This is a genomic window from Microvirga arvi, assembly GCF_016892765.1.
Lineage (GTDB): Bacteria > Pseudomonadota > Alphaproteobacteria > Rhizobiales > Beijerinckiaceae > Microvirga > Microvirga arvi.
Genome location: NZ_JAFEMD010000013.1, coordinates 93,757 through 116,499, shown reverse-complemented (window position 1 = coordinate 116,499; position 22,743 = coordinate 93,757). Strand labels below are relative to the sequence as shown.

Genomic DNA, 22,743 nt, shown 5'->3' with positions numbered 1-22,743 from the left:
TTTTCTCACGTTGCGGCAAGATTGCGGGGGACGTCTTAAAGATATGTTTACGTTAGGTCAGAAGCCTATCCCGACAATCAGGCCGCCTTCGGCAGCTCGGTCATGATGGCATAGAGGGCGGAGGGATCGCGCGTGGCGCGCACCCGCTCGATGAGGCCGGGCTCGCGCAACACCCTGGCAACACGCGCCAGGGCCTTGAGGTGATCGGCTCCGGCCCCCTCGGGCGCCAGCAGCAGGAAAAGAACATCGACCGGCTGGCTGTCGAGGGCCTCGAAATTGATCGGTTTGTCGAGCCGCGCCACGAGGCCGTAGATTCGGGTGAGGCCCGGCAGCTTGCCGTGGGGAATGGCGATGCCCTCGCCGATCCCGGTCGAGCCGAGGCGCTCACGCTGCAGAAGAGCCTCATAGATGGCTGCCTCGGCAAGACCCGTGAGCCGGGCCGCATGGGAAGCCAGTTCCTGAAGAGCCTGCTTCTTGCCGTTGACGCGCAAGGCGGGCAGGACGGCCTGAGGGTCTAGAAAATCCAGCAAAGGCATCGATCACGCTGCATTTAGATGTGAAGCCTGGAAGGCCTCTCACCGTTCCACGCAAGAACTGGGCCAAAAGGGGTAGTGCCCTTCAAGGCTGTGCAAGCGGCGGATCGACCCAACCGATCGCCCCGTCGCCGCGGCGATATACGACGTTCATGCGTCCGGTGCTAGCGTGGATGAACACAAGAGCTGAGGCCCCCGTCAGGTCGAGTTGCATGACGGCGTCACTGACGGAGAGCCTGTGCAGCGGCTTCGTGGTCTCGGCGACGACGATGGGGTGATAGTCTTCCTCCTCGATGGCCTTGTCGTTCGGCGCCTCGAGGACCGCGTAGGACACCTCGATGCCGCCCGCCCGCGCGCCCGCGCCGGACTTGTCCTTGAGGCGCTGCTTGTAGCGGCGCAGGCGGTTTTCGATCCGGTCCGCAGTCTGATCGAAGCTGGCATAAGCATCGCCGGCTGCGCCGGAGGCTTCCAGGGTCATGCCCGAGGTAAGGTGCAGCACGCATTCTGTGCGAAAGCCCCCGCCGTCGCGGGTGACGGTCACATGACCGGAATAGCCGCCGTCGAAATATTTCGACAGCGCTCCCGCCATCCTGGCCTGGACCTGAGACCTGAGAGCTTCTCCGATATCGAGATTCTTCCCCGACACCCTCAATGTCATCGTGTCCTCCTCATGTGGCGCCTTCGCTTGAATGCGACTGTCTTGGGTGCGCTTATGAGCCGATGATGATCCGAATAGAGGCTAATGCAAGTCTTGAAATCCCACCGCGGACGGGTCAAACCTTGGGGTTGCGCCTCCTGCGCCGGCCTGCCGAAGAGGGGATGCGCAGGGCCTCGCGGTATTTGGCGACCGTGCGGCGGGCGACCTGAACGCCGTCCGCCTGCAATGTTTGGGCAATTGCCTGATCCGAGAGCACATGGTCCGGGCCCTCCGCCTCGACCAGCTGCCTGATTCGGTGGCGCACGGCCTTCGCGGAATGCTCGCCCTCTCCCGTGGCCGCGCCGAAGAAGAACTTCATGGGATAGGTGCCGCGCTCGGTGCCGATGGCCTTGTTCGCCGCCACGCGGGAAATGGTGGATTCGTGCATCCCGATGGCTTCCGCCACGCTCTTCAGGGTCATCGGGCGCAAGCCGGAGACACCTTGGCGAAAGAAATCCTCCTGCTCCCGGGCGATTTCAGCAGCGACCTTCAGGATGGTCCTGGACCGTTGTTCGAGGCTGCGGGTGAGCCAGCTGGCGGTCTGGAAGCACTCCGACAGGAAGCTCTTGTCCTCGTCCTTGCGCAAAACCTTCGCCACCTCGGCATAATAGCTGCGGTTGAGGAGGATGCGCGGCAGGGTCTCCGGGTTGAGCTCGACGGCAAGGCCCCCGTCGGGAGCCAGCCGGATCAGCACGTCCGGCACGAGCACGTCCACCGCGACGGGGGTGAAGGCAAGGCCGGGCTTGGGCTCCAGGCGCCGGATCTCGGCCAGCATGTCGGCGAGGTCTTCCTGATCGACGCCGCAGACCTTTCTCAAGCCGGCAAAGTCCTGCCGGGCGACGAGATGCAGATGAGCGAGCAGGGCCTGCATGGCGGGATCGAGCCGGTCGCGCTCCTTGAGCTGGATGCCCAGGCATTCGGCGAGGCTGCGCGCGCCGATACCGGACGGCTCTAAGGTCTGGATCAGCCGCAGCGCCGCTTCGACATCCTCAGGAGAGACCTGCAGGCGGGCGGCGATCTCCGTCAAATCCTCGGTGAGATAGCCCGCTTCATCGAGATTGTGGATCAGGTGCTCGCCGATCCGTCGCAGGCGCGGATCGGCCGTGGCAAGGTCGAGCTGCGCCTCCAGATGCTCGGTCAGGCTCGTCGCCCGGGCAAGCGTCTCCTCCATCTCGGGCCCGATGTCGCCGTGAGCCGCACCCGCCGTCCCGGATGCGCCCGAGGACGCCGGGGCGCGTGCGGGCGCCGGGCCCGGAACCATCCTGGCCCCTGCAGCCTGGGCCTTTTGCTTGGCGCGCAGGAAATCGGCCAGGCTCGGCGCGGGCGCATCGGCCCGGATCTCGCCTTCGTGCAGGAGGGGATTGCGCTCGAGCTCCGCTTCCACATAGGCCGCGAGCTCCGCGTGGGAGAGCTGCAGCAGCTTGATCGATTGAACCAGCTGAGGGGTCATCGTTAGGGACTGGCCCTGGCGCAGCTCGAGCCGCTGCATCGCGCTCATGACACCATCCGGTCAGCCTGTGGGCATGCTTCTTGCATGCGTCAGGTTACCGTGACCCTTAGCCTGACGTCAAAAGGGAGATGGTCCTACGCATCGGATGGATCCAGAGGTCCCTACAATGCGCAAGATTCCGATGCGCTAGTAGAGGCGGAAATCCTCGCCCAGATACAGGCGGCGCACCTCTTCATTCGCCACGATGGCATCAGGCGTGCCTTCAGTCAGAACGCGGCCGGAATGGATGATGTAGGCGCGGTCGATCAGCCCCAGGGTCTCGCGGACGTTGTGATCGGTGATCAGCACGCCGATGCCGCGGCGGGTCAGATGCCGCACGAGGTTCTGGATGTCGCCCACGGCGATGGGGTCGATGCCGGCGAAGGGCTCGTCGAGGAGCATGAAGGTCGGCTCGCCCGCAAGCGCACGGGCGATCTCGCAGCGCCGCCGCTCGCCGCCCGAGAGCGCGATCGAAGGCGATTTGCGCAGGCGCGTGATGTTGAACTCGTCGAGCAGCGCATCGAGCTTGCGCTCCCGCTCCTTGCGGCTGGGCTCGACGATCTCGAGCACCGCGCGGATGTTGTCCTCCACGTTCAGGCCGCGGAAGATCGAGGCCTCCTGGGGGAGATAACCGATGCCGAGCCGGGCGCGGCGGTACATGGGCAGGCCCGTCACGTCGTGGCCGTCGAGGCTGATGACGCCGCGATCAGCAGCAACGAGGCCCGTGATCATGTAGAAGATCGTGGTCTTGCCCGCGCCGTTGGGGCCGAGCAGGCCGACCGCTTCGCCCGCGCGCACCTGGAGGCCCGCGTCCTGCACAACGGTGCGGCCGCGATAGCTCTTCTGCAGGCCCTTCACGGCCAGGATGCCAGGGCCGCCGAAAACGGCTTCGCTCTCACCGCGGGAGAAGACATGCGGAGCCGTCCCGGCCGGATGAGCGTCGAGAAGGCTCACATTGGCGGAACCGGGTTGAGAACGGTTGAAAAGCGGTTTCACAGGCTGATCGCTGTCCTTGGAATGATCGAAGCGGGGAGATCCCAGTTCTAGTTCGTCGCCGGCTTCTGCTGCGGCTTCGGCTTGGCGTTGCCGGCAGCAGGCGCAGCGTTTCCGGCACCGGTCGGGGCCGGCCCGCCGTTGCCGGGCACGAACAGCGCCCGCACCCGTCCGCCGGGTGTGGTCTCGATATTGGCGACGCCGGTATTGATGTCGTAGAGCACCCGCTCGCCCTTGGTCACGTTCGGGCCGTCGCTCAAGGTGGCGTTGCCGACGAGCATGATCTTGTTGGAGCCGCGGTCGAAGGTGGCGTTCTCGCCCGTGGCAACCTGGGTCCGCGACACGATGGTGACCGGCCCCTTGCAGTCGATCTTCTTGATGGCGCTGTCGTCAGCCCCCTGCGCGGCGGGCGTGGCCTGGCCGCCGTTCCGATCCCGCTGCTCGTAGAACACGGTCATGATCGTGCACTTCATCGTGCTTTCGCCCTGAACCGCGACCACGTCACCGGAGAAGACGGCGCGCCCCTCCTTGTCGAAGACGTCGAGCTTGTTGGCATCGATCTTGATCGGCTCCTTGCTGGAGCCGAAATTGCCGAAGCCGACCGCACGCTCCTTACCGGCCTGGGCCCAGACGGCCTGCACAGGAACAGAGGAAAGAAGCGCGATGGTCAGGGCGGCGCGGGAGAAACTCATCATGGACGGGTACTTGTCTGTTGGGGCATGGGAGCCGGGGAGGGCACGGTGGAGCCGGTGCCTGCGGCGTCCTTCGATGGGGTGGAGCGGGACGGTTCGAAGACGCTGCGCACCCGGCCCTCGAAGCTCATGATCTTGCCGTTATCCGTGACCTTGAGCCCCTCGGCCTCGATGATGCCGTTGCCGAAGGAGACGGTGACGGGCTGGTTGGATGTCACGGCGCCGGATTTGAATTGGACGAAGGCCGAGCGGAGCCTGACCTCGTGGCCGGCATCCGTGGTGACCACGATGTCGTTGCGCAGCCTCATCTGCTCCTTCTTGGTGTCGAGAACGCCGCTCGCGGCTTGAAGCCGCGCAACGCTGCCGCGTTCGTCGGTGACGATGCGCGCCTTCAGATCCTTGAGTTGCACCAGATTGGGCTTGCGCACGTCCTGCGTCGCCTCGCTGGCCGTCACCTCGTAGGGTCGGTTGTCGTTCTTGAACCCGGTCAGCTTCGGGCTTGCCATGGTGACGTTGGTCCCGCTCACACCGATGGAGCCGAAGCTCAGGTTCTCGATCTTCCGGAACGGGTCGTAATAGGCCACGAAGCCCACGGCTCCCATGCCGACGAGAGAACCTAGAGGAATGATGATCTTGGCGAAACGGACCCAGTGGGAATGGCGGCGGGCCTTTTTGAAGGCGCGCGCCGACCGTATGGCCGGCCTCAAGGCCGGGCCATCACGCATCGTGGTGCCCTGGATTCCCGCCACTTTCAACCCCTTCCGCCTCTCGATCGGCATCGCGCCATGCCGCACGCACATGGCGATGTTATGACGGATATGGGTTTTATGGGGGAAAGTTTAAGTGCGCGTCAAGAATGGGCGAAAATATCCGTCTCCGCCCAGCCGAGCAGGTCCAGCTGGGCGCGGGTCGGCAGGAAGCTGAAGCATTGATGAGCGATCCCGAGCCGGTTCTCCCGCTCGAGCATCGCGTCGAGCTTCCCTTTCAGAGCATGCAGATGCAGCACGTCGGAGGCCGCATAATCGAGCTGCGCGGGGGTGAGCGTGTCGGCGCCCCAGTCGGAGGATTGCTGCTGCTTCGACAGCTCGACCCCGAGCTGCTCGCGCACCAGCTCCTTCAAGCCGTGACGGTCGGTATAGGTGCGCACGAGCCGGGAGGCGACCTTGGTGCAGTAGACGGGGCGCGGCATGATTCCGAAGGTATGGAAGAGCACGGCCAGGTCGAAGCGCGCGTAATGAAAGATCTTGAGCACGCTCTCGTCGGACAGCATGCGGATCAGATTCTCCGGCAAGGGGCCGTCCTTCAGGATCTGCACCACGTCCGCCGTGCCGTCCCCGGTCGAGATCTGCACCACGCACAGCCTGTCGCGGTGAGGATTGAGGCCCAGGGTCTCGGTGTCGATGGCAATTGCGGGGCCGGGCTGGTAATCCGCGGGCAGGTCGCCGCGATGGAAGCGTACTGTCATGGGAAATCCGAAAATGCGCAGGAACAGGCTGTAGAGCATCGGACCTGAAAGTAGAAACCACTTTTGGGATCCATCTGATGCTCCGCCTTACAGGAGACGCCTCGGCATCGGCTTCGACGGATTGGAAAATGGCGCCCTCCAAGAACGAAGGAATAAATTTTTCCCTGCAAATTCAGCCGTTCTCCACCCAACGTTGCACGAAGTATTGTCAGGCTTCGCATAGGTTAATGCGGCCAGCCGCCGAGAAGGGTTTCCTGACAGACCCGAAGCGGAAGGGGTTGGTTGAGTGACAATCGAGAACTCCACGAAGGAGGAGATGCTCTCTGCCATCCCGCATCTGCGGGCCTTCGCCATCTCCCTCTCCGGCAGCGTCGACAGAGCGGACGATCTGGTGCAGAGCGCCCTGCTCAAGGCCCTGAGCAACCTCGACAAGTTCCAGCCCGGCACCAGCATGCAGGCCTGGCTCTTCACGATCCTGCGCAACGACTTCTTGACCCAGGCCCGCAGGCGCAGGCGCGAGGTCGAGGATCCGGAGGGCTCCTGGGCCGAAAAGGTCGCCGTCATGCCGGCCCAGGGCGCACGCCTCGACTTCGACGACATGCTGAAGGCGCTGAGCAAGCTCCCCGTCGACCAGCGCGAGGCGCTCCTCCTGGTGAGCGCGGAAGGCCTGTCCTACGAAGACACGGCGCGGATCTGCGGCACCAACATCGGCACCATCAAGAGCCGCATCAACCGGGCCCGCAGCCGTCTGGCGGAGCTGCTGAAATTCGATCCGGACAACGATCTTGGCCCCGACCGTCTCGTCAAGGCCGCCCTCTTCATGCACGCGGAGCCGTAAACGGAAAAGGCTCGCTACCCGGCCTTTTTTGCCTGGGGCCGGCGCAATTCATTATGCCTGTCGATCGTCGTCGTCGCGGTAGCGGCTCGGAGTCCGCTGCCAATTGCGACCCCATGGAATGAGATCGCGCATGTTCATGATGCCACCCTCCTTTCACAACGATGGGGGTCGGCACCGGCGATGGAGCCGGTGCCGTTGAAATGGTGCGAGTTAGGCGGCCTTGCCGTGCTCGATCTGCGTAGGCTGATTGTTTTGGCCCACGCTCTTCACACCGCCATCGGACTTGATCTCGATGCGGCGCGGCTTCAGGGCCTCGGGCACCTCGCGCTTGAGCTCGACCGTCAACAGGCCGTTTTCAAGGTTTGCGCCCGTGACCTTCACGTGATCGGCAAGATTGAAAGTCTGCTTGAAGGCGCGGGTCGCGATGCCGCGGTGCAGGTACTGCCTGCCCTCTTCCGAGCCCTTCTTCTGGCCCGTGACGAAAAGCTGGCTTTCCTTCTGCACCAGGTCGATCTCATCGGGCGAGAAGCCTGCGATGGCCATGGTGATGACATACTGGTCTTCGCCCATCTTCTCGATGTTGTAGGGCGGCCAGTTGGTCATGGGCTCGAGCTGGGCAGACTGGTCGAGCATGTCGAACAGCCGGTCGAAGCCGACCGTCGAACGGTACAGGGGAGAGAAGTCGAAAGCTGATCTCATAACCATATCCTCCTTTGAGCAACATGGGTCCGAGAGCGCCGGACACCCGCCGGCGCCCGCATGGCCAAGCCTTTGAAAGGCCTTGGCAATCCTGATTGTAGGAGCGGTTTTAATGGTTTTCAAGAGGGTGAAATAGGCCTGTTCACTTGCCTGTGAAGCGGGCTGGCCATCAGGCCCATCAGGCCCTAGCATCAGGCTGCTTCGACCAGGGAACGACCGATATGCTTCGCATCCTCTCCCTTGCCTTGCTCGCAATCTTTACCACTCCGTCCTTTGCGACCGAGGCGCCCACCGCCGACACCGTCATTGCCCAGGAGCAGCGGCCTCCGCAGCAGACCCCGAAGCGGGATTGCGAGAGAAAGCAGGACGAGGGCGTAAGCTAGAGCCGAACCGCCGATGCGGGCTCTGATGCCACAAGGTTCTCTGGCGTTCCTCTAGGAAGACCTGTCTCTAGGAAATTCTACTACGCGCCTCGTTCGCCAGGCGGATGAGCATCGGCCGCACCTCGTGCGGACCGGTGAGCGCCTTCGGGAAGGGCAGACGCAGGATCTCGTCAACGAGCGCCATCTGGATGCCTTCCGGGTCGATGCCGATCAGGCGCCAGGCGCCCTCGCGCGCGCCGCAGAGCTGCGTGGCATAGAGCGCCACCGCGTCGGCATGATCGTCGTTCATGTGCTCGATGGCCTGAGCCTCGAAATCGTAAAAGTCGAACAGCTCGGAAAGGTCCGCCAGCAGGTCCTTCTTCCCCATGCGATAGGCCCGGCCGAAGCCGCCGTTGAGGCTGCCCGATGCGACACCTAAGCGCCAGAAGGCGAAATCGGGAAAGTCCACGTAGAGCTCGGCCTTGGGATGCTGCAGCAGGTAGCGCCGACGGATGTTCCGCGCCTCGTCGCTCTCCCGCTCGAGCCGGTGGGCCTTCGCCAGCAGGGTCAGGCGCGGATGGGCCAGCGGATCGCCCTTGCCGATAGCGGAGAGCAGCAGGGAGCAGCGCGGGTCGGCGTCGAGCAGACGGGTATGCACCGAGAGCTGCGAGGTGAGGATCACCGGCGAGCCGTCGAGATCCGTTCCCACCTGCACGAGGCTCGCAAACGGCATGCCTGTCTCACCGTCGTTGGTGGCGAGAGCTCCGGAGCGCACCGTGCGCATGAGATTTTTCGCCAGTGCGCGGGCTTCGTCGTCGACAGGCAGGAATGGATCTTTTCCCATGGTGCCTCCTCCAGCGCTCGGTTCTACGCTTATACACCCTTGTCCCTTAAGCCGCTAAGCATCCCTCGCCGTGAGAACTCGCGGCTCGACCAATGCAGCATTGGGCCAAAGAGCATTTATGAATCTATCAAATGCAAAATGATTTGCATTTGATAGATTCATTATGCAAAATGACTGCATGGTCACTCGTCCAGAAATGCGATCTGCCGAGACAACGCTTGCGCTTGACGGGCAGCGGCATCGCATCGTGGATCTTCCTGCGGCGGCAGGCGGCGCCCTCAACCGGCTGCCGCATATCTTGCGGATCATGCTGGAGAACGTGCTGCGGACCGCAGGCGACGATGCTCCCCGCGCCGTAGTGGCGATTTTGCGCTGGCTTGAGAACGGACGCAGCGAGGAGGAGATCCCGTTCCTGCCCGGTCGCGTCATGATGCATGACACCACCTGCGGCCCTGCCCTGGTGGACATCGCCGGGATGCGCGCCTCCCTCGCCGCGGCGGGGTACGATCCGAGCCACCTCAATCCCGTCCTGCCCGTCGATGTCTCGACCGACCATTCCCTCGGCGTAGACGTGTTCGGCTCCCCAGACGCCTTCCGGCGCAACATGGAGCGCGAGTTCGAACGCAATGCCGAGCGCTACAGCTTCATGAAATGGGCCACGCGGGCGCTTGCCGGATTTCGCGTCCATCCGCCCGGCACCGGCATCATGCACACGCTCAACCTGGAGCGGCTGGCGAGTGTCGTCACCATCATGGAGCGGGACGGTGTGTCATGGGCCATGCCCGACACGCTGATCGGCACTGACAGCCACACGCCCATGATCAACGGCATCGGCGTGCTCGGCTGGGGCGTCGGCGGGCTTGAGGCGGAAAGCGTCTTCTTCGGCATGCCCGTGATGATCCGCGTGCCGGATATCGTCGGCGTTCGCCTCACGGGACGCCTCAGGCAGGGCGTGCTCGCCACCGACCTCGCGCTCACGGTCACGGAGCGTCTCCGCCGGATCGACTTGGCCGACCGCTTCGTCGAGTTCTTTGGTGACGGCGTCTCGTCTCTATCGGCCGGCGACCGCGCCGTCATCGCCAACATGACACCGGAATTCGGCGCCAATTCCGGCTTCTTCCCGATCGATCACCAGACCCTGCGCTACTTGCGCGAAACGGGCCGCTCCGCGAGCCAAGTCCGCCTCGTCGAGGACTATGCCAAGCGGCAGGGGCTTTGGTTCGACCCGAAAGCGGCTCCGCGGTTCACGGATGTCGTCGAGATCAACCTCGATGAGGTCGAGGTCAGTCTCGCCGGTCCGCGCCGGCCGCAGGACCGCATTCCGGCAGGACGGACCGTCGAGGCCCTTGCGCCGATGCTGGCGGCGCGCCCTGCGATTGCGTCGACCGAGCAGCCCGGCAACGGTTCCGTGGCGATCGCGGCCATCACAAGCTGCACCAACACGTCCGATCCGAGGCTCCTGGTCGCCGCCGGCCTTGTCGCCCGCAAGGCGCGCCGCCTCGGCCTTGCCCCACCCGCCTGGGTGAAGACGTCGCTGGCGCCCGGCTCGCCGACGGCCGAGCGCTACCTGCGCCGCGCCGGACTGCTGGAGGACCTGGAGGCTCTAGGCTTCGGCATTGTGGGCTACGGCTGCACCACCTGCATCGGCAATTCCGGCCCGCTGCCCGCCATCGTCGAGCAGGCCATGGCTGAGCGCGGAATTCTTCCCGTGGCCGTCCTGTCGGGCAACCGCAACTTCCCGGGACGCGTGCATCCGCAGCTCGAGGCAGGATTTCTCGCCTCGCCGCCGCTCGTTGTCGCTTTCGCACTCGCAGGCGACGTCAATCGCGACATCCTTGCCGATCCGATTGCACGCTCCCCCTCAGGCGAGGAGATCCATTTGGCCGATCTCTGGCCGAGCGGCGACGAGATCGATGCAGCGCTGGCTATGGCCGCCATGGATGCTGCCGACTTCGACACCTCCTACGACGAGGCCGAGGCGAGCGAGACCTGGCACGCGCTCAATGCACCCGCCACTCCCCTGTTCCCATGGAACGAAAGTTCGACCTACATCCGCCGTCCGCCCTTCGCGAGCTTCGGCAAGGGCACGTTGCTGGGCTCTTATGCGGCGCATCCTCTGCTCGTGCTGGGCGATGACATCACCACCGACCATATTTCGCCCGCCGGGCAGATCCCGCAGACGGGCGAGGCCGCCGAGTATCTCGTCGAACGCGGCGAGAAACGCCGCGACCTGAACGTCTTCGCGTCCCGGCGCGGCAACTGGGAGGCGATGGTGCGCGGCCTGTTCACCAACAAGTCCGTGCGCAACCTGCTCGATCCACAGATCGCCCCCGGCTCCACGATCCATGCCGGCTCGGGCGAGCACCTGCCTCTGTTCCAGGCCGCCGAACGCTACGCAAGCGAGGGCGCCTCCGTCGTAGTCGTTGCAGGCGAACGCTACGGCATGGGCTCGTCCCGGGACTGGGCCGCAAAAGGCATCGCCCTCCTCGGTGCCCGCGCCGTGTTGGCCTCAAGCTTCGAGCGCATTCATCGCTCGAACCTGATCGGCATGGGTATCCTGCCCCTGCGCCTGCCAGCGGAACGGCATCCGAGCATTCTGCACCTGCGCCCCGGCGATCAGATCGTCGTCGACGCCGATCCGGCGAAGATCAGCCCGCGCTGCGCCGTGCCCGTCACGATCCGACGCGCATCGGGAGGCAGCGAGACATTCACGGCCACCGCCGCCATCGAGACCGGCCTCGAGGTTGAGATCCTGCGCGGCGGCGGCATCATTCCCCTCATCCTGCGTCGCGTCACCAACGCGGAGGCCACAAGCCGCGAGACGTCTGCACCCGAGATCACCGGCAACGGTGACACCCATCGGCGAGAGGCTTCGCCGATCATCAGACGCTGAGCGGCAACGTCCGCTTCGCGTTCAACACCTCACGCAACCCAAGGGAGGAACTCGTGAGCCACTTCACCAAGACAATCCGCGGCGTCGCCGTCGCCGCTATGACGCTCGTCGCGTCGTCGGCCTTCGCGCAGCAGGAACTCAAGATCATGGCCCCAGCCGGGCCCGGCGGCGGCTGGGACTCGGCTGCGCGCTCAATCCAGCAGGTGCTCACCCAGACGGGGCTCGCCAAGAGCGTCCAGGTGATCAACGTCACCGGCGCCGGCGGCACCGTGGGCTTGGCGCAGTTCGTCAACCAGGCGAAGGGCGACCCGAGCCAGCTCATGGTCAACGGCATCACCATGGTGGGCGCGATCCTCACCAACAAGGCGCCGGTGACTCTCGATCAGGTGACACCAATTGCGCGCCTCACCGGCGATCCGCTCGTGATCGTGGTGCCGGCGAATTCGCCGATCAAATCGGTCAAGGAATTGACCGACGCGGTCAAGGCCGATCCGGCGAAGGTGACCTGGGCCGGCGGCTCGGCAGGCGGCGCGGATCACATCCTGGCAGCCCTGTTCGCCAAGGCGGCAGGCTCCGATCCATCGAAGGTCAACTACATCGCCTTCTCGGGCGGCGGCGAGGCTCTGGCGGCCATGCTCGGCGGGCGCGTGACGGCCGGCATCTCCGGCTACGGCGAGTTCGAGAGCCAGATCAAGGCCGGCAAGCTGCGGGCACTCGCCATCTCGTCCGGCAAGCGGCTTGCCAATGCTGACGTTCCGACCCTCAAGGAGCAGGGCATGGATGTGGAGGTCGTGAACTGGCGCGCCATCATGGCAGGCCCCGACATCACGGCCGACCAGAAGAAAGCCCTGACCGAGACGGTCGATAAGCTGGTGAAGTCCAAGGAATGGGCCGAGCTTCTGAAGCAGCGCGGCTGGGAGGACTTCTATCTTGCCGGAGAGCCCTTCACGGCCTTCCTCAAGGAAGAGCAGGTGCGCGTCGGCGACGTGCTGAAGTCGGTCGGCCTCGTGAAGTCCTGACAAGGATCGGACGGGAGAGGGATCCGCCCTCTTCCGTCCGGGCTCCTGCGGAGCCAGGAATGTGGTGCTATACCTGACAGGAATCGCCGATGCGAAGACGGGCGGTTTCCAAGGACAGGGTCAGGGTTTTAATGAGTTCCTCAGTCAGTGAGCGCGCCATAGGCAGCAAACGGGAAATGACCGAAGGGCTGGCCGCGCAGATCCTCGACCACATCCGCGGATCCGGACTGGCTGCCGGGACGCATGTAACGGCGCAGGAACTGGCGCAGCGGTTCAGCGTCTCCCGGTTTCCCATCGGCCAGGCTCTGCAATTGCTCGCCCTGAAGGGTGTTCTCATCCATGAGCGCAACAGGGGCTACTTCGTGTCGGATGCCAGGCAGGCATCGGCGGAAGCCCTTGGCTTGGACAGGCGGGACGAGACCTCCCAGATCTATTTCAGAATGGCCGAGGACCATCTGCATGGGCGCCTCCCGGATCCGGCCTCCGAGGCCTACCTCAAGGAAACCTATCGCGTCACGAAGGCGCAGCTGAACGCGGTGCTGGGCCGGATCGCCCAGGAAGGCTGGGCCGAGCGCCGCCCCGGCTACGGCTGGTCCTTCTCACCCATGCTCACGACGCCCGAATGCCTGGAGCAGACCTATCGCGTGCGCCTCGCCCTCGAACCCGCCGCTCTGCTGGAGCCGACATACCATCTCAATCCCGAAGTAGCCGCCCGCTGTCGCGAGGCCGAGCTCCGGCTTCTCGGAGGCGCCATCGAGACCGACAGCGCCGATGCGCTCCATGAACGCGGCGTGCGGTTTCATGAGGCGATCATCGGCGCGTCCGGCAATCCGTTCTTTCTCGATGCCGTCCGGCGTATCAACCGTGTTCGCCGCCTGCTCTCGTACCGCTCGATGATCGACCGCAAGCGCTACCGCCGGCAATGCGAGGAACACCTGCAGATCCTCGAGCTCCTGGAACGCGGAAAAAACGCTGAGGCCTCGCAGGCGCTACGCCGCCACTTGGAGCACACGATCGAGAGTTTTCAGGAGATCAGGCCCATTCTGGAGCGCTGATGCCCTCTCTGGACAGGACGGCGGAAGAGATCCAATCGAGAAGCCGTCAATGGACTCGTCTGTATCAGACTGGATCTACGAGCCTATGAATAGGCGGGATATCAAGCATTGAACCCTTAAGAGAAGATTGGTGCCCAGAAGAGGACAGGTATCTCTGAGGCCTAAGTTTTTGATCCTGCAGGCTCGAATGAGCCGCGCACAGGCCGCGGCGGTGTGACACGCATCCGGTCAGCCCTCAGTAACTTCCATCATCGAAAGTTGACGCTGGGCCTGCATTCCCGCACAAGGACGCGCTCTCAAGGTGCGGAACAGAGCGTTCCGCACCATCCAACGATGCTTCAGCAGGGATGCTCTTCAACTCGTTCATCTTCCTGTTCGCCTTCCTGCCTGCCGCACTGCTGGCCCATTGGGCCGTGGAGCGGTTTTGGCCCAAATGGCGGCTGGCTGTGCTCTTGGGGCTGTCGCTGATCTTCTACGGCTATTGGGACTGGCGGTTCATGCCGCTGCTGGTCGGCTCCATGGCACTCAACTGGCTCGTCGCGAACGCCTTCGTGCGCTCGGGGCTCTCCATTCTGATCTCCCTGTCAATCGCCGCCAACCTGCTCGTCCTCGCGATCTTCAAGTACTTCAACTTCTTCGCCGATCTCGCTGCCTACATCCCGGGGTTGCCGACGCGCCACTTCGAGATTGCGCTGCCGCTCGGCATCTCGTTCTTCACGTTTCATCACATCATGTACCTGACGGATCTGAAGAAGGGCAAAGCGCCCCTTTACGATCCCGTCCGCTACGGCCTCTACATCGCCTTCTTTCCGCAGGTTCTCGCAGGGCCTCTCGTGCGCTGGAGCGAGATCATGCACCAGTTCGAGGAGCGGCCTTATCGGAAGCCTGACGCCGTCGAGCGCTTCACGCGGGGTCTCATGCTGCTGGTCTGCGGCCTGGCGAAGAAGGCCCTGCTCGGCGATCCCCTTTCCGAATACGTCAATCCGATCTTTCAGGCTGCTGCCGCAGGAAAAGCCATCGCGTTGGGCGAGGCCTGGCAGGCGATGCTCGGTTTCACCTTCCAGATCTATTTCGACTTCTCGGGCTACACGGACATGGCGCTCGGCCTCGCATTGCTCTTCGGCATCGTCCTGCCGCAGAACTTCGATGCGCCTTACCGTTCGGTGTCGCTGCAGGATTTCTGGAGGCGCTGGCACATGACCCTGTCGCGCTTCCTGCGCGACTACCTCTACATCGCCATGGGCGGCAATCGGAAAGGCTTGGCGATCCAGCTGGGGGCCTTGTTCGCCACCATGACCCTAGGCGGCCTTTGGCATGGCGCGGGGCTGACTTTCGTGGCCTGGGGTGCCGCCCACGGTCTTGTGCTCGGAGCCGGCCTCCTCTGGAGACGGGCGGGGCTCTCCATGCCGCGCCCGGCGGGCTGGGCCCTGACCCTGCTGTTCGTGATGCTCACCTGGGTGCTCTTCCGCGCCACGAGCTTTGAGGCGGCGCTGCGGGTTTACGAGGGCTTGGTCGGCCTCGGTGGCGCGGATCCGTCGATCAAGTGGCGCACGATCCTGATCGCGGCGCTGGTCGCCGTGCTCGGCCCCACGGCCTGGACCTTCGTGCACCGGCTTCCGCCGCGCCGCTGGATCGCCATCGGCTTCGCGATCCTCCTCGTGGTTGTGCTGTTCAAGATCGGCGATGATGCGAATTATGAATTCATCTATTTCCAGTTCTGAGGCCGCCGCCCGGCAAGACGACGCGCTCTGGCGGCGTTTCGCGGTCATGCTCGTGGCAGCAGCAGTGATCGTTCTCGCTATTATGCTGGCGGGCATCTATCTGATCGAGCCCTATGACACCGGCCGGTCGCCCTTCTTCTCCCATGCAGGCGTGCGTGCCTTGGCCCCGGCGACGGGAAATGCCAGCCGCGGACGGGATCCCGCCTTCAAGGCCATGATCGTGGGAAATTCCAGAATCCAGCTCATCTCGCCCGAGCGGCTGAAGAAAGCGACCGGTTTGGATTTCGTCCAGATGTCGGTTCCGGGCTCGGGCCCCAAGGAGCAACTCGCCCTGATCGACTGGTTCCTGAGCCATCGGAGGGAGCCAGCGAAGGCGCTGCTGGTGAGCATCGATGAGACGTGGTGCACATCCGATCCCGCTTTGGCGAACGAGAGGCCCTTTCCCTTCTGGCTCTATGAGGCCAGCCCGCTCGCGTATGCCCGCGGGCTGTTGCGCTGGGAGGTTCTGGAGGAGGTACCTCCGCGCTTGGCCTATCTGCTGGGGATGAATGCCGAGCGCTCCCGACCAGACGGCTACTGGGATTACGATGCCGAATACACGCAGCGGGGTGACAAGATGGCTGCAGCCCACCGCCAGGAGCTTGCGGCCAAGCCCTATGCGAATGCCCCGCGTCACGACCGGGATCCTCTGGCGGGGATGCGGAACTTCCCCGCCGCCGATCGGATCGGAATTGTCGCCGCCTCTCTCCCGGAGGATGCAGCTCTTATTCTGGTCGTGCCCCCATTGTACAAGAATTGGCTGCCGCCCGAGGGGACAGAGCAGGCCTTTCGCCTGCAGGCCTGCAAGGTTGCGATCGCGGGGGCGGCGCAAAGGGGCCATGCCCGCACAGCGCTGGTCGATTGGCGGACCGACCGTCCTGAGATCAGGAATCCCGCATGGTTCTTCGACAAGATCCACTACCGGCAGCCCATCGCACAAGCGATGGAGGCGGACATTGCCGCAACGCTGCGGCGGCTTCACTAACGCTTCTCACCTTCGGGTTCGGCTCAAGCTCGTCCTGCATCGCCGGCAAGATGGTGCAATCTCTGGTCGGCATCGATATCAGGACCGTCCACGAGTGGAGCAATCCGCAGGCTAACAGTCGAGCGCCCAAGCATCAAACGGACAAGCATGGACAGGATTCTCCGCAACTGGTCACCATGCCGGATCCTAAGCGTCACCCTCTGTCATTTCCGAGAAGTATGCGCGTGGTCTGCTTCAGCGCTCAAGAACCGACATTCGCTGGCTCTGAAAGCCATTCTGGAATCCTGCCGGACAGCACAACCTCACCGCACGTCGCGCGGCCGCTTGCTCTCAGCGGAGACCCTATCGAAGGTATCCGTAGTCTCCTCGACCAGGATGTAGCGTCCGTAGGCTCCGTAGCTCTCGGATCCGGACTATAGTCGCCTTCCGCATTGCGTTTCAGCTGCTCCACCGTTTGGGTAAAGGCCTTCTCAAGGGCATCAATCAAGCGGTCACGGCTATGGGCATCGGTCCGAAGACCCGCCTGACAAGAAGCTCATCCACGACGGGACCCCCTCACTGCTCCAGTTTGCCTGCCTCCCGAGCCTGCCGGTTAAGCCGAAGCACCTGCTCCCATGAACTTGGAGTGCCGGGCTCTTCTCTTAGCTTTCCGCTCACCCACTCGTCATGGATTAAGCCGGCCAATGCGATGATCTCAAGTTGAGTTAGAGGCTCAGGTTTAGCGCGATGGATTCTCCAGGCTCGTTCAATCTCGGCTGCCGCCTCGGCGTGGCGCTGCTTATCGGCGTGGCGCTGCTTAACGATCGCAGGATTCTCGGTCCGAAGGGAACGCTTCTCTTCCCGCTTTCCAAGCGCAGATCGTCAGGAACCGACTTCCGGAAATGGTAGGGACCTGTCTCAGGATGCTTCCAGGGGCGACTCATCGCAAGAACCATATGTACCCCCCGCCCGTACCAGTCGGCAAACGATAAGCCATATGATTTTATGGGATTTCTTTGCGGATCAACACCTTAGCGAGATGTTGGTGCCCAGGAGAGGACTCGAACCTCCACGGTGTTACCCGCTGCTACCTGAAAGCAGTGCGTCTACCAATTCCGCCACCTGGGCCTGCCTGTTCGGCGAGGCTTCGTTTACGGTGCTTCGGGCGGGACGTCAATCGCCGAAAATGCGACCGATGCGCTTTCTTCGGCCTGCCCCTCTTCACAGGGAGCGGCGTTTGGCCGGCACATCGTGCGGACCCGAAAGGGCTACGCCAGTAAAAGATGACCCCGGCTTTCCTAAAGAACGATATGTGCCGCATCAAGTGAGAGCATCAGATGGAGCCCGAAAGTGGATTTCACTTTCGGGTCCGATGCTATAGAGACATTCGAAAATTCACACCCAAGCTCTGGACCAAGTCCTTATCCGGGCAGGAGAGTTTCATGATCGGTGCCCTTCGCACGCCTGAGCAGCAAATCGTCACCGTCTTCGGCGGATCGGGCTTTCTGGGCCGCTATGTGGTGAGCCTTCTCGCCCAGCGCGGCTACCGGGTGCTCGTGCCTACCCGGCAGCCGAACATGGCGAATTTCCTTCCTCTCGGGAAGGTGGGGCAGATCCACCCGATCCACGCCAACCTTCGCCATCCCGACTCGGTGGCCCATGCGGTGGCCCGCGCCGATCATGTGATCAACCTGGTCGGCATCCTGCAGGAGAGCAGCCGCCAGCGCTTCGATACGATACAGGCCAAGGCGCCCGCCCTGATCGCGGAAGCCGCCAAGAAGGCGGTTTCCATCACCCATGTCTCGGCCATCGGCGCCGATCCCGATTCCGAATCGGCCTATGCCCGCTCCAAGGCCGAGGGTGAGGCCGCCCTGCTGCAGGTGCGGCCCGACGCGGTGATTCTACGCCCTTCCCTCATGTTCGGCCCGGGCGACAGTTCTTTCAACCGCTTCGCAACCCTCGCCCGCATGCTCCCCGTGCAGCCTCTGCCGGGCGCCGACACCCGCTTCCAGCCGATCTATGCCGGTGATGTGGCCGCGGCCATTGTGGCGGCGGTGGACGGCAAGGTGCCGACCGGACGGGTCTACGAGCTCGGCGGCCCCGAGATTCGTACGCTCCGCCAGATGATGGAGTTCGTCTTCGAGGTCACGGAGCGCAAGCGCGTCATCGTTCCGATGCCGAACAACATGGCCCGGGCGATGGGCAGTGTCATGGGCTTCCTGGACATGCTGACGCTCGGCCTGATCCCGAACGAGCTCGTCACCACCCGCGACCAGGCAATCCTGCTCGAGAGCGACAACGTCGTATCCGAGAACGCCATCCGCGAAGGCCGCACGATCGAGGGTCTGGGTATCACGCCCACCACCATTGAGGCCATCGTGCCGAGCTATCTGGTGCGCTTCCGCAAAACCGGCCAGTTCGACCTCAAGCGCAACGCGACGCAGACGAATCCGGATCTGCTGGCGCCCCGCTCAGGAGGGCCTGCGTCCGACTTCCACCCGGAGCGGGCCCCCGGCCCGGCCATCGGCCCATCGGCGAGCCACTGAAGGGTTGGAAAGCAACCCCTCAATATTTCTCGATAGACGCGTTGTCTTCTCGGCGAACCGGCGTCCACTTCGCCGGACCGTGCGTGAGCTTCTTGTGCAGGTGAACCATCATTACCGCGCCGAAGATCGGTGTGATGAGGTTCACCACCGGCACCAGAACCAGACCTGCCAGAACGGCGCCGGCGGCGAGCACCGTGCCCCGATTCTCGGTGCGCAGCCGCGCCACCTCTTCCGCCGACCAGAAACGACCCGCCGCAAGTTCGAAATATTCGCGCCCGAGCAGATAGGCGTTGGCGATGAAGAACGCCCCGATATTGATTCCGGGGATGAAGAGCAGGAACAGGGCGGCAAGATTGACCAGAAGCGATAAACCGGCAAACCGAAGACCGTAGAGAATGGATCTGCCGAAAGGCAGAGCCTGCCCCCGGGTATCGGCCGGATAGTCCTGGCGCTCCACCACATCGGCGACATCGTCGAGGAAATAACCTGCCACGATGGCCGAGACCGCAGGCAGAAGATAGAAGAGGCCGAAGATGATGCCGGCTCCCGTCAGGAACAGGGCAATGCTGTCGAGGATCGGGTAATCGGCGCTGACGGAGTGGTTTTCAATAAAATACTTCACGAGTCGAACGAGACCGAAACCGACAATGAACAACAGCGCCAGCGTCAGCCCAATCGATTTCCAGAGGATGCGCCGCAGCGCGGGCGAGAACACCTCGCGGGCCGCCGCGAAAACCGATTGGATCAGCATCTGTCGTTCGTCTCCTTGAGGGGCTTAGCCCCAGCCTTCTCTTCGTGCCGTACGCATCGTGTGGAGCGGAACCGGAGGTCCGCACGATGCGCTAGGGCCACGCTTGATGTGAGGTGCGAAGCTTACTTATGAACGAAGCTGCTGCAAAGCGAGGGGTGGAGAAGCCTGTGTTGTTGGAAGCCGGATCGTCGAACAGCCTTGGCGCGAACCCCGATGTGGTGATCGTCGGAGCGGGAAGCGCGGGGATCGCCGCGGCGCGGCGTCTGCTGGCGGCGGGACTGGCGGTCGCCGTGCTGGAGGCGCGGGATCGCATCGGCGGGCGGGCGCTCACGCGGCGCTTCAGGGGGCATCCGCTCGATCTCGGCGCCCACTGGCTGCACGCGGGTCCGATCAACCCGCTGGTGAAACTGGGTCGTGAGCGGCGTGAGCCCCTGCGCCGTGCCCCCGTCGACGGACATTTTTTCGTGCGCGACCGGCCGGGCAGCCGGGCCGAGAGGGCGGCGCTGGACCGCGCCTTCGCCATGGCCGACCGGGCGATGACTCAAGGAGCGAAAGCCCATGAGGACCAGCCGGCGGCCAGGGTCCTGCCGCCCATGGGACCTCAGGGACAGCGGGTCGCCGCCATCCACGGGCTCGTCTCGGGCCGCCCCCTCGACGAGGTGAGCCTGCACGATTTCCCGAGCATGGAATATGCGGACAACCTTTTCATGGCCGGCGGCCTCGGCGCTTATGTGAGCCGCTTGGCGAGAGACCTGCCGATCCGGCTCGGCACCGCCGTCCAATCCATCGACTGGTCGGGCCAGGGCGTGTGGGTCGAGAGCGCCGCCGGAACGCTTCATGCGAAGGCCGTCATCGTGACCACGCCCATGGCCGTGCTGCAGCAGGGCATGATCCGCTTCGCTCCCGCCTTGCCGAACGCCGTCCATGAGGCCATCCACGGCTTTACGCAGGGCGTGTACGAGCACGTGGTGCTGCATTGGCCGGACTCGCCGTTTCGCGGCGCGGACCGGCTCGCAAGCCTCACGGGCACGCATCGTTCGCCGCCGGGGCTCCTCACCTGCATCGACGGCACCCCGTTTCATTTCTTTGAGCTCGACCAGCCCACCGCCACCGGCTTCGACAGACGGGATGAGCATGCGCCCTCCCGCTTCGCACGCGCGGTGCTGGCGGAGCATTTCGGCCACAAGGCCATCCGCCATCTCACCGCTATGCACAGCACCACATGGCGCAACGACCCTTGGTCGCGGGCATCCTGGGCGGTGGTGCCGCCGGGGCTCTCTACCATCCGCGATATCCTGAAGGCTCCGGTCGGCGAGCGGATCTGGTTTGCGGGCGAGGCGCTGTCGCGCGCGCAATGGGGCACGGCAGGCGGCGCCTGGGAGGAGGGCGAGCGCGCCGCCGGGGAGATCATCGGGCGGCTGGGATGATCAGGATGGAGAAAACCCGGCTTCCAGCCTCGCACGCACCCAGACCACGGCCTCGTCGACATCGGCGAAGACAGGCGGGGTGACGCTCATCAGGACCCCGCAGGGGCCGAAGCCCGCTTCCAGAAACCATCCCTCGACCTGCGCCTGCCCGCCGAGGGTTTGCTCCTCCGTGACGCGGGACAGAATGGCTACCAGAAGTCCGTCGGCGAGGATCATGTGTCCATCGGAGCCGCCGCCGTCGGTCATCACTGAAATGGGTTGCAGGGTGATCTCACGCATGACGTGTTACGAATCCTGGGATCACCGATCCTCGTTCTGGAGGCTGAGATAGGTGGAGGTAAATTCACCCACCTTCTTCAGGCGTTCCCAGTCGAGAATGGTCAACGCCTCGCCCTGGAACCGGATCAGGCCTTCCTTGCGCAGTTCCTGCAGCACCCGGTTCACGTGAACGGTCGAAAGGCCGAGCGTGTCGCCGAGCTCGGCCTGGGTGATGGGAAGCTGGACCGTATCGCCTTCGGCTCGACCGACCATTTTCAGGCGCAGATACAGCTCGCAGATGAGATGCGCCATGTGGGCGGTTGCCGAGAGGCGCCCCATGGCGGTGAGCCATTCCCGGTGGATAGCGCCGTCGATCAGCGTGTTGAGCCAGAGCATCCGGGTGAGATGAGGGAACTCGTCGGTGATCTTTTCCAACGTCGTATGCGGAACGAGAGCGATGCGGCAGGTGGTCAGCGCCAGAACGCCGTGATCCATCGTTTTCAGCAGGAAACTGTGCAGGTCGATGAAGTCACCGGGAACATGAATGGCGGAGATCTGCCGCCGCCCGTTCGACACGATCTTGTAGCGGACGGCAAAGCCGTCCAGAAGCAGTGAACTCTCGCTCGGGCGGTCGCCCTCCCGCACGATATCCTCATCGGCTTCGACGATCCTCACGCGCGAAACAGCATTTTCCAGTGCTCTCTTCTCGGCATCGGAGAGCTGGTCGCGCTGTTCGAGCTTTAGGATCAGAGGGTTGGTCATACGGGTCATTGCTGGGGTAGGAATAGCCCTGTTCTGGCCAAACTCCGTTCTTAGCCGCACTCACATATGTTTATGCTCAAGATGGATTTTGGTTGCACAACGCCGCAGCCCACATCTTCACAGCCGGGTGAGGATGCTAGGCTGCGATCCCATCGTTCGGGCGTGGCCTGAAGGAGCGAAGCCTCGCTGTGTCGGCGTCAGGACAGCAGGGACTGGATCACCGCTGCCGGGACCTTTTCATGATAGGGCTTGGCGATGAATGCGGTGTTTTCGGGCAGATGGCGACTCTCCGGCTCCAGGTGGCCGGACGTGATCACGACCAGGATGTGAGGCCATCGGCGGCGAACGAAAGCTGCGAGTTCAAGCCCGTCCATGGAACCGGGCATCTTTACGTCGGTGAACAGAACCTGGATGTCGGCGCGATGGAGGAGGATCTCCCGCGCAGCATCCGCATGGGCGGTCTCGATCACATCGAAGCCCGCATCCATGAGGGCATCGGCCGTCGCCATGCGGACAAAAAGCTCGTCCTCGACGAGGAGCACGACGGGTCGCAGAGACGTGGAATGGCCGTTCATCGAACAAGCTTTCTCGCGACACAGGGTTGAGCAGGGTTGATCCCACGCGATTCGTTGTGATTAACATATGTTATTAAGACGCAACGGCAAGGGCCGACAAGGCTGCGGGAACAGGATCCGC

At 63.7% G+C, this 22,743-nt stretch carries 22 protein-coding genes and 1 tRNA gene; 9 read left to right on the top strand and 14 right to left on the bottom strand.

What is annotated here, in order from left to right; genetic code table 11:
* Window positions 1-77 precede the first annotated feature (77 nt).
* The 7 genes from ptsN to ILT44_RS10560 all read right to left on the bottom strand — a co-directional run bounded on the left by ptsN (window position 78) and on the right by ILT44_RS10560 (window position 5,869).
* On the bottom strand, window positions 78-536 hold the full coding sequence (ptsN, locus tag ILT44_RS10590; RefSeq protein WP_204239538.1) for a PTS IIA-like nitrogen regulatory protein PtsN: 459 nt from the start codon (window positions 534-536) through the stop codon (window positions 78-80).
* A gap of 82 nt (window positions 537-618) precedes the next feature.
* Complete coding sequence (hpf, locus tag ILT44_RS10585; protein WP_204239537.1) at window positions 619-1,191, bottom strand: ribosome hibernation-promoting factor, HPF/YfiA family; 573 nt, start codon at window positions 1,189-1,191, stop codon at window positions 619-621.
* Between the two features lie 115 nt (window positions 1,192-1,306).
* The gene (gene rpoN / locus ILT44_RS10580; protein ID WP_204239536.1) at window positions 1,307-2,728 is read right to left on the bottom strand and encodes an RNA polymerase factor sigma-54; all 1,422 of its coding nucleotides are present in this window, start codon (window positions 2,726-2,728) and stop codon (window positions 1,307-1,309) included.
* Window positions 2,729-2,866: 138 nt separating this feature from the next.
* Window positions 2,867-3,673 carry an LPS export ABC transporter ATP-binding protein gene (gene lptB, locus ILT44_RS10575; RefSeq protein ID WP_307826425.1) on the bottom strand — a complete coding sequence of 269 codons (807 nt, stop codon included), beginning with the start codon at window positions 3,671-3,673 and terminating at the stop codon, window positions 2,867-2,869.
* An 89-nt stretch (window positions 3,674-3,762) separates the two neighbouring features.
* Window positions 3,763-4,407, bottom strand: coding sequence for an LptA/OstA family protein (locus ILT44_RS10570; RefSeq protein WP_204239535.1), 645 nt, complete (start codon window positions 4,405-4,407; stop codon window positions 3,763-3,765).
* Complete coding sequence (gene lptC / locus ILT44_RS10565) at window positions 4,404-5,183, bottom strand: LPS export ABC transporter periplasmic protein LptC (RefSeq protein WP_204239534.1); 780 nt, start codon at window positions 5,181-5,183, stop codon at window positions 4,404-4,406. The genes ILT44_RS10570 and lptC overlap by 4 nt, the downstream gene beginning before the upstream one ends.
* Window positions 5,184-5,254: 71 nt before the next feature.
* Window positions 5,255-5,869, bottom strand: coding sequence for a ribonuclease D (locus tag ILT44_RS10560; RefSeq protein WP_204239533.1), 615 nt, complete (start codon window positions 5,867-5,869; stop codon window positions 5,255-5,257).
* 286 nt (window positions 5,870-6,155) lie between these two features.
* Here ILT44_RS10560 and ILT44_RS10555 point away from each other — a divergent pair, with 286 nt between their 5' ends.
* Entirely contained in the window at window positions 6,156-6,707 is a 552-nt protein-coding gene (locus tag ILT44_RS10555) for a sigma-70 family RNA polymerase sigma factor (protein WP_204239532.1), read from the top strand.
* Between the two features lie 210 nt (window positions 6,708-6,917).
* Here the strand turns inward: ILT44_RS10555 and ILT44_RS10550 are convergent, their stop codons facing one another.
* Window positions 6,918-7,406: an Hsp20 family protein gene (locus tag ILT44_RS10550; protein WP_204239531.1), complete on the bottom strand. Its 489-nt coding sequence runs from the start codon at window positions 7,404-7,406 to the stop codon at window positions 6,918-6,920.
* 221 nt (window positions 7,407-7,627) lie between these two features.
* Between ILT44_RS10550 and ILT44_RS10545 the strand changes: the two genes are divergently transcribed.
* On the top strand, window positions 7,628-7,789 hold the full coding sequence (locus ILT44_RS10545; RefSeq protein ID WP_204239530.1) for a hypothetical protein: 162 nt from the start codon (window positions 7,628-7,630) through the stop codon (window positions 7,787-7,789).
* A 67-nt stretch (window positions 7,790-7,856) separates the two neighbouring features.
* Here the strand turns inward: ILT44_RS10545 and ILT44_RS10540 are convergent, their stop codons facing one another.
* Window positions 7,857-8,612, bottom strand: coding sequence for a HugZ family pyridoxamine 5'-phosphate oxidase (locus tag ILT44_RS10540; protein ID WP_204239529.1), 756 nt, complete (start codon window positions 8,610-8,612; stop codon window positions 7,857-7,859).
* A gap of 178 nt (window positions 8,613-8,790) precedes the next feature.
* Between ILT44_RS10540 and acnA the strand changes: the two genes are divergently transcribed.
* From acnA to ILT44_RS10515, 5 genes are all read left to right on the top strand, one after another.
* Window positions 8,791-11,505, top strand: a complete 2,715-nt coding sequence (acnA, locus tag ILT44_RS10535) for an aconitate hydratase AcnA (protein ID WP_204239528.1) — start codon at window positions 8,791-8,793, stop codon at window positions 11,503-11,505.
* Window positions 11,506-11,558: 53 nt separating this feature from the next.
* Entirely contained in the window at window positions 11,559-12,524 is a 966-nt protein-coding gene (locus ILT44_RS10530; RefSeq protein WP_204239527.1) for a Bug family tripartite tricarboxylate transporter substrate binding protein, read from the top strand.
* A 176-nt stretch (window positions 12,525-12,700) separates the two neighbouring features.
* The gene (locus tag ILT44_RS10525; protein ID WP_204239526.1) at window positions 12,701-13,579 is read left to right on the top strand and encodes a GntR family transcriptional regulator; all 879 of its coding nucleotides are present in this window, start codon (window positions 12,701-12,703) and stop codon (window positions 13,577-13,579) included.
* Window positions 13,580-13,926: 347 nt separating this feature from the next.
* Window positions 13,927-15,300 carry an MBOAT family O-acyltransferase gene (locus ILT44_RS10520; protein ID WP_204239525.1) on the top strand — a complete coding sequence of 458 codons (1,374 nt, stop codon included), beginning with the start codon at window positions 13,927-13,929 and terminating at the stop codon, window positions 15,298-15,300.
* Window positions 15,275-16,324 (top strand): hypothetical protein, encoded by a 1,050-nt coding sequence (locus tag ILT44_RS10515; protein ID WP_204239524.1) that lies wholly within the window; start codon window positions 15,275-15,277, stop codon window positions 16,322-16,324. The genes ILT44_RS10520 and ILT44_RS10515 overlap by 26 nt, the downstream gene beginning before the upstream one ends.
* A 1,022-nt stretch (window positions 16,325-17,346) precedes the next feature.
* On the opposite strand, the gene ILT44_RS10510 is transcribed toward ILT44_RS10515, so the two are convergent.
* Window positions 17,347-17,431, bottom strand: a tRNA-Leu gene (locus ILT44_RS10510).
* A 314-nt stretch (window positions 17,432-17,745) separates the two neighbouring features.
* On the opposite strand from ILT44_RS10510, the gene ILT44_RS10505 reads away from it, so the two are divergent.
* The gene (locus ILT44_RS10505) at window positions 17,746-18,849 is read left to right on the top strand and encodes a complex I NDUFA9 subunit family protein (protein WP_204239523.1); all 1,104 of its coding nucleotides are present in this window, start codon (window positions 17,746-17,748) and stop codon (window positions 18,847-18,849) included.
* Between the two features lie 19 nt (window positions 18,850-18,868).
* Here ILT44_RS10505 and ILT44_RS10500 read toward each other — a convergent pair whose 3' ends face one another.
* Complete coding sequence (locus tag ILT44_RS10500) at window positions 18,869-19,600, bottom strand: sulfate transporter family protein (protein ID WP_204239522.1); 732 nt, start codon at window positions 19,598-19,600, stop codon at window positions 18,869-18,871.
* A gap of 167 nt (window positions 19,601-19,767) precedes the next feature.
* On the opposite strand from ILT44_RS10500, the gene ILT44_RS10495 reads away from it, so the two are divergent.
* A complete protein-coding gene (locus tag ILT44_RS10495) occupies window positions 19,768-21,027 on the top strand; it encodes a flavin monoamine oxidase family protein (protein ID WP_204239521.1) in 1,260 nt (419 codons plus the stop codon).
* Here the strand turns inward: ILT44_RS10495 and ILT44_RS10490 are convergent, their stop codons facing one another.
* From ILT44_RS10490 to ILT44_RS10480, 3 genes are all read right to left on the bottom strand, one after another.
* Window positions 21,028-21,306: a hypothetical protein gene (locus tag ILT44_RS10490; protein WP_204239520.1), complete on the bottom strand. Its 279-nt coding sequence runs from the start codon at window positions 21,304-21,306 to the stop codon at window positions 21,028-21,030.
* Between the two features lie 21 nt (window positions 21,307-21,327).
* Window positions 21,328-22,047, bottom strand: a complete 720-nt coding sequence (locus ILT44_RS10485) for a Crp/Fnr family transcriptional regulator (RefSeq protein ID WP_204239519.1) — start codon at window positions 22,045-22,047, stop codon at window positions 21,328-21,330.
* A gap of 197 nt (window positions 22,048-22,244) precedes the next feature.
* Window positions 22,245-22,622 (bottom strand): response regulator transcription factor, encoded by a 378-nt coding sequence (locus ILT44_RS10480; protein ID WP_204239518.1) that lies wholly within the window; start codon window positions 22,620-22,622, stop codon window positions 22,245-22,247.
* Window positions 22,623-22,743 lie beyond the last annotated feature (121 nt).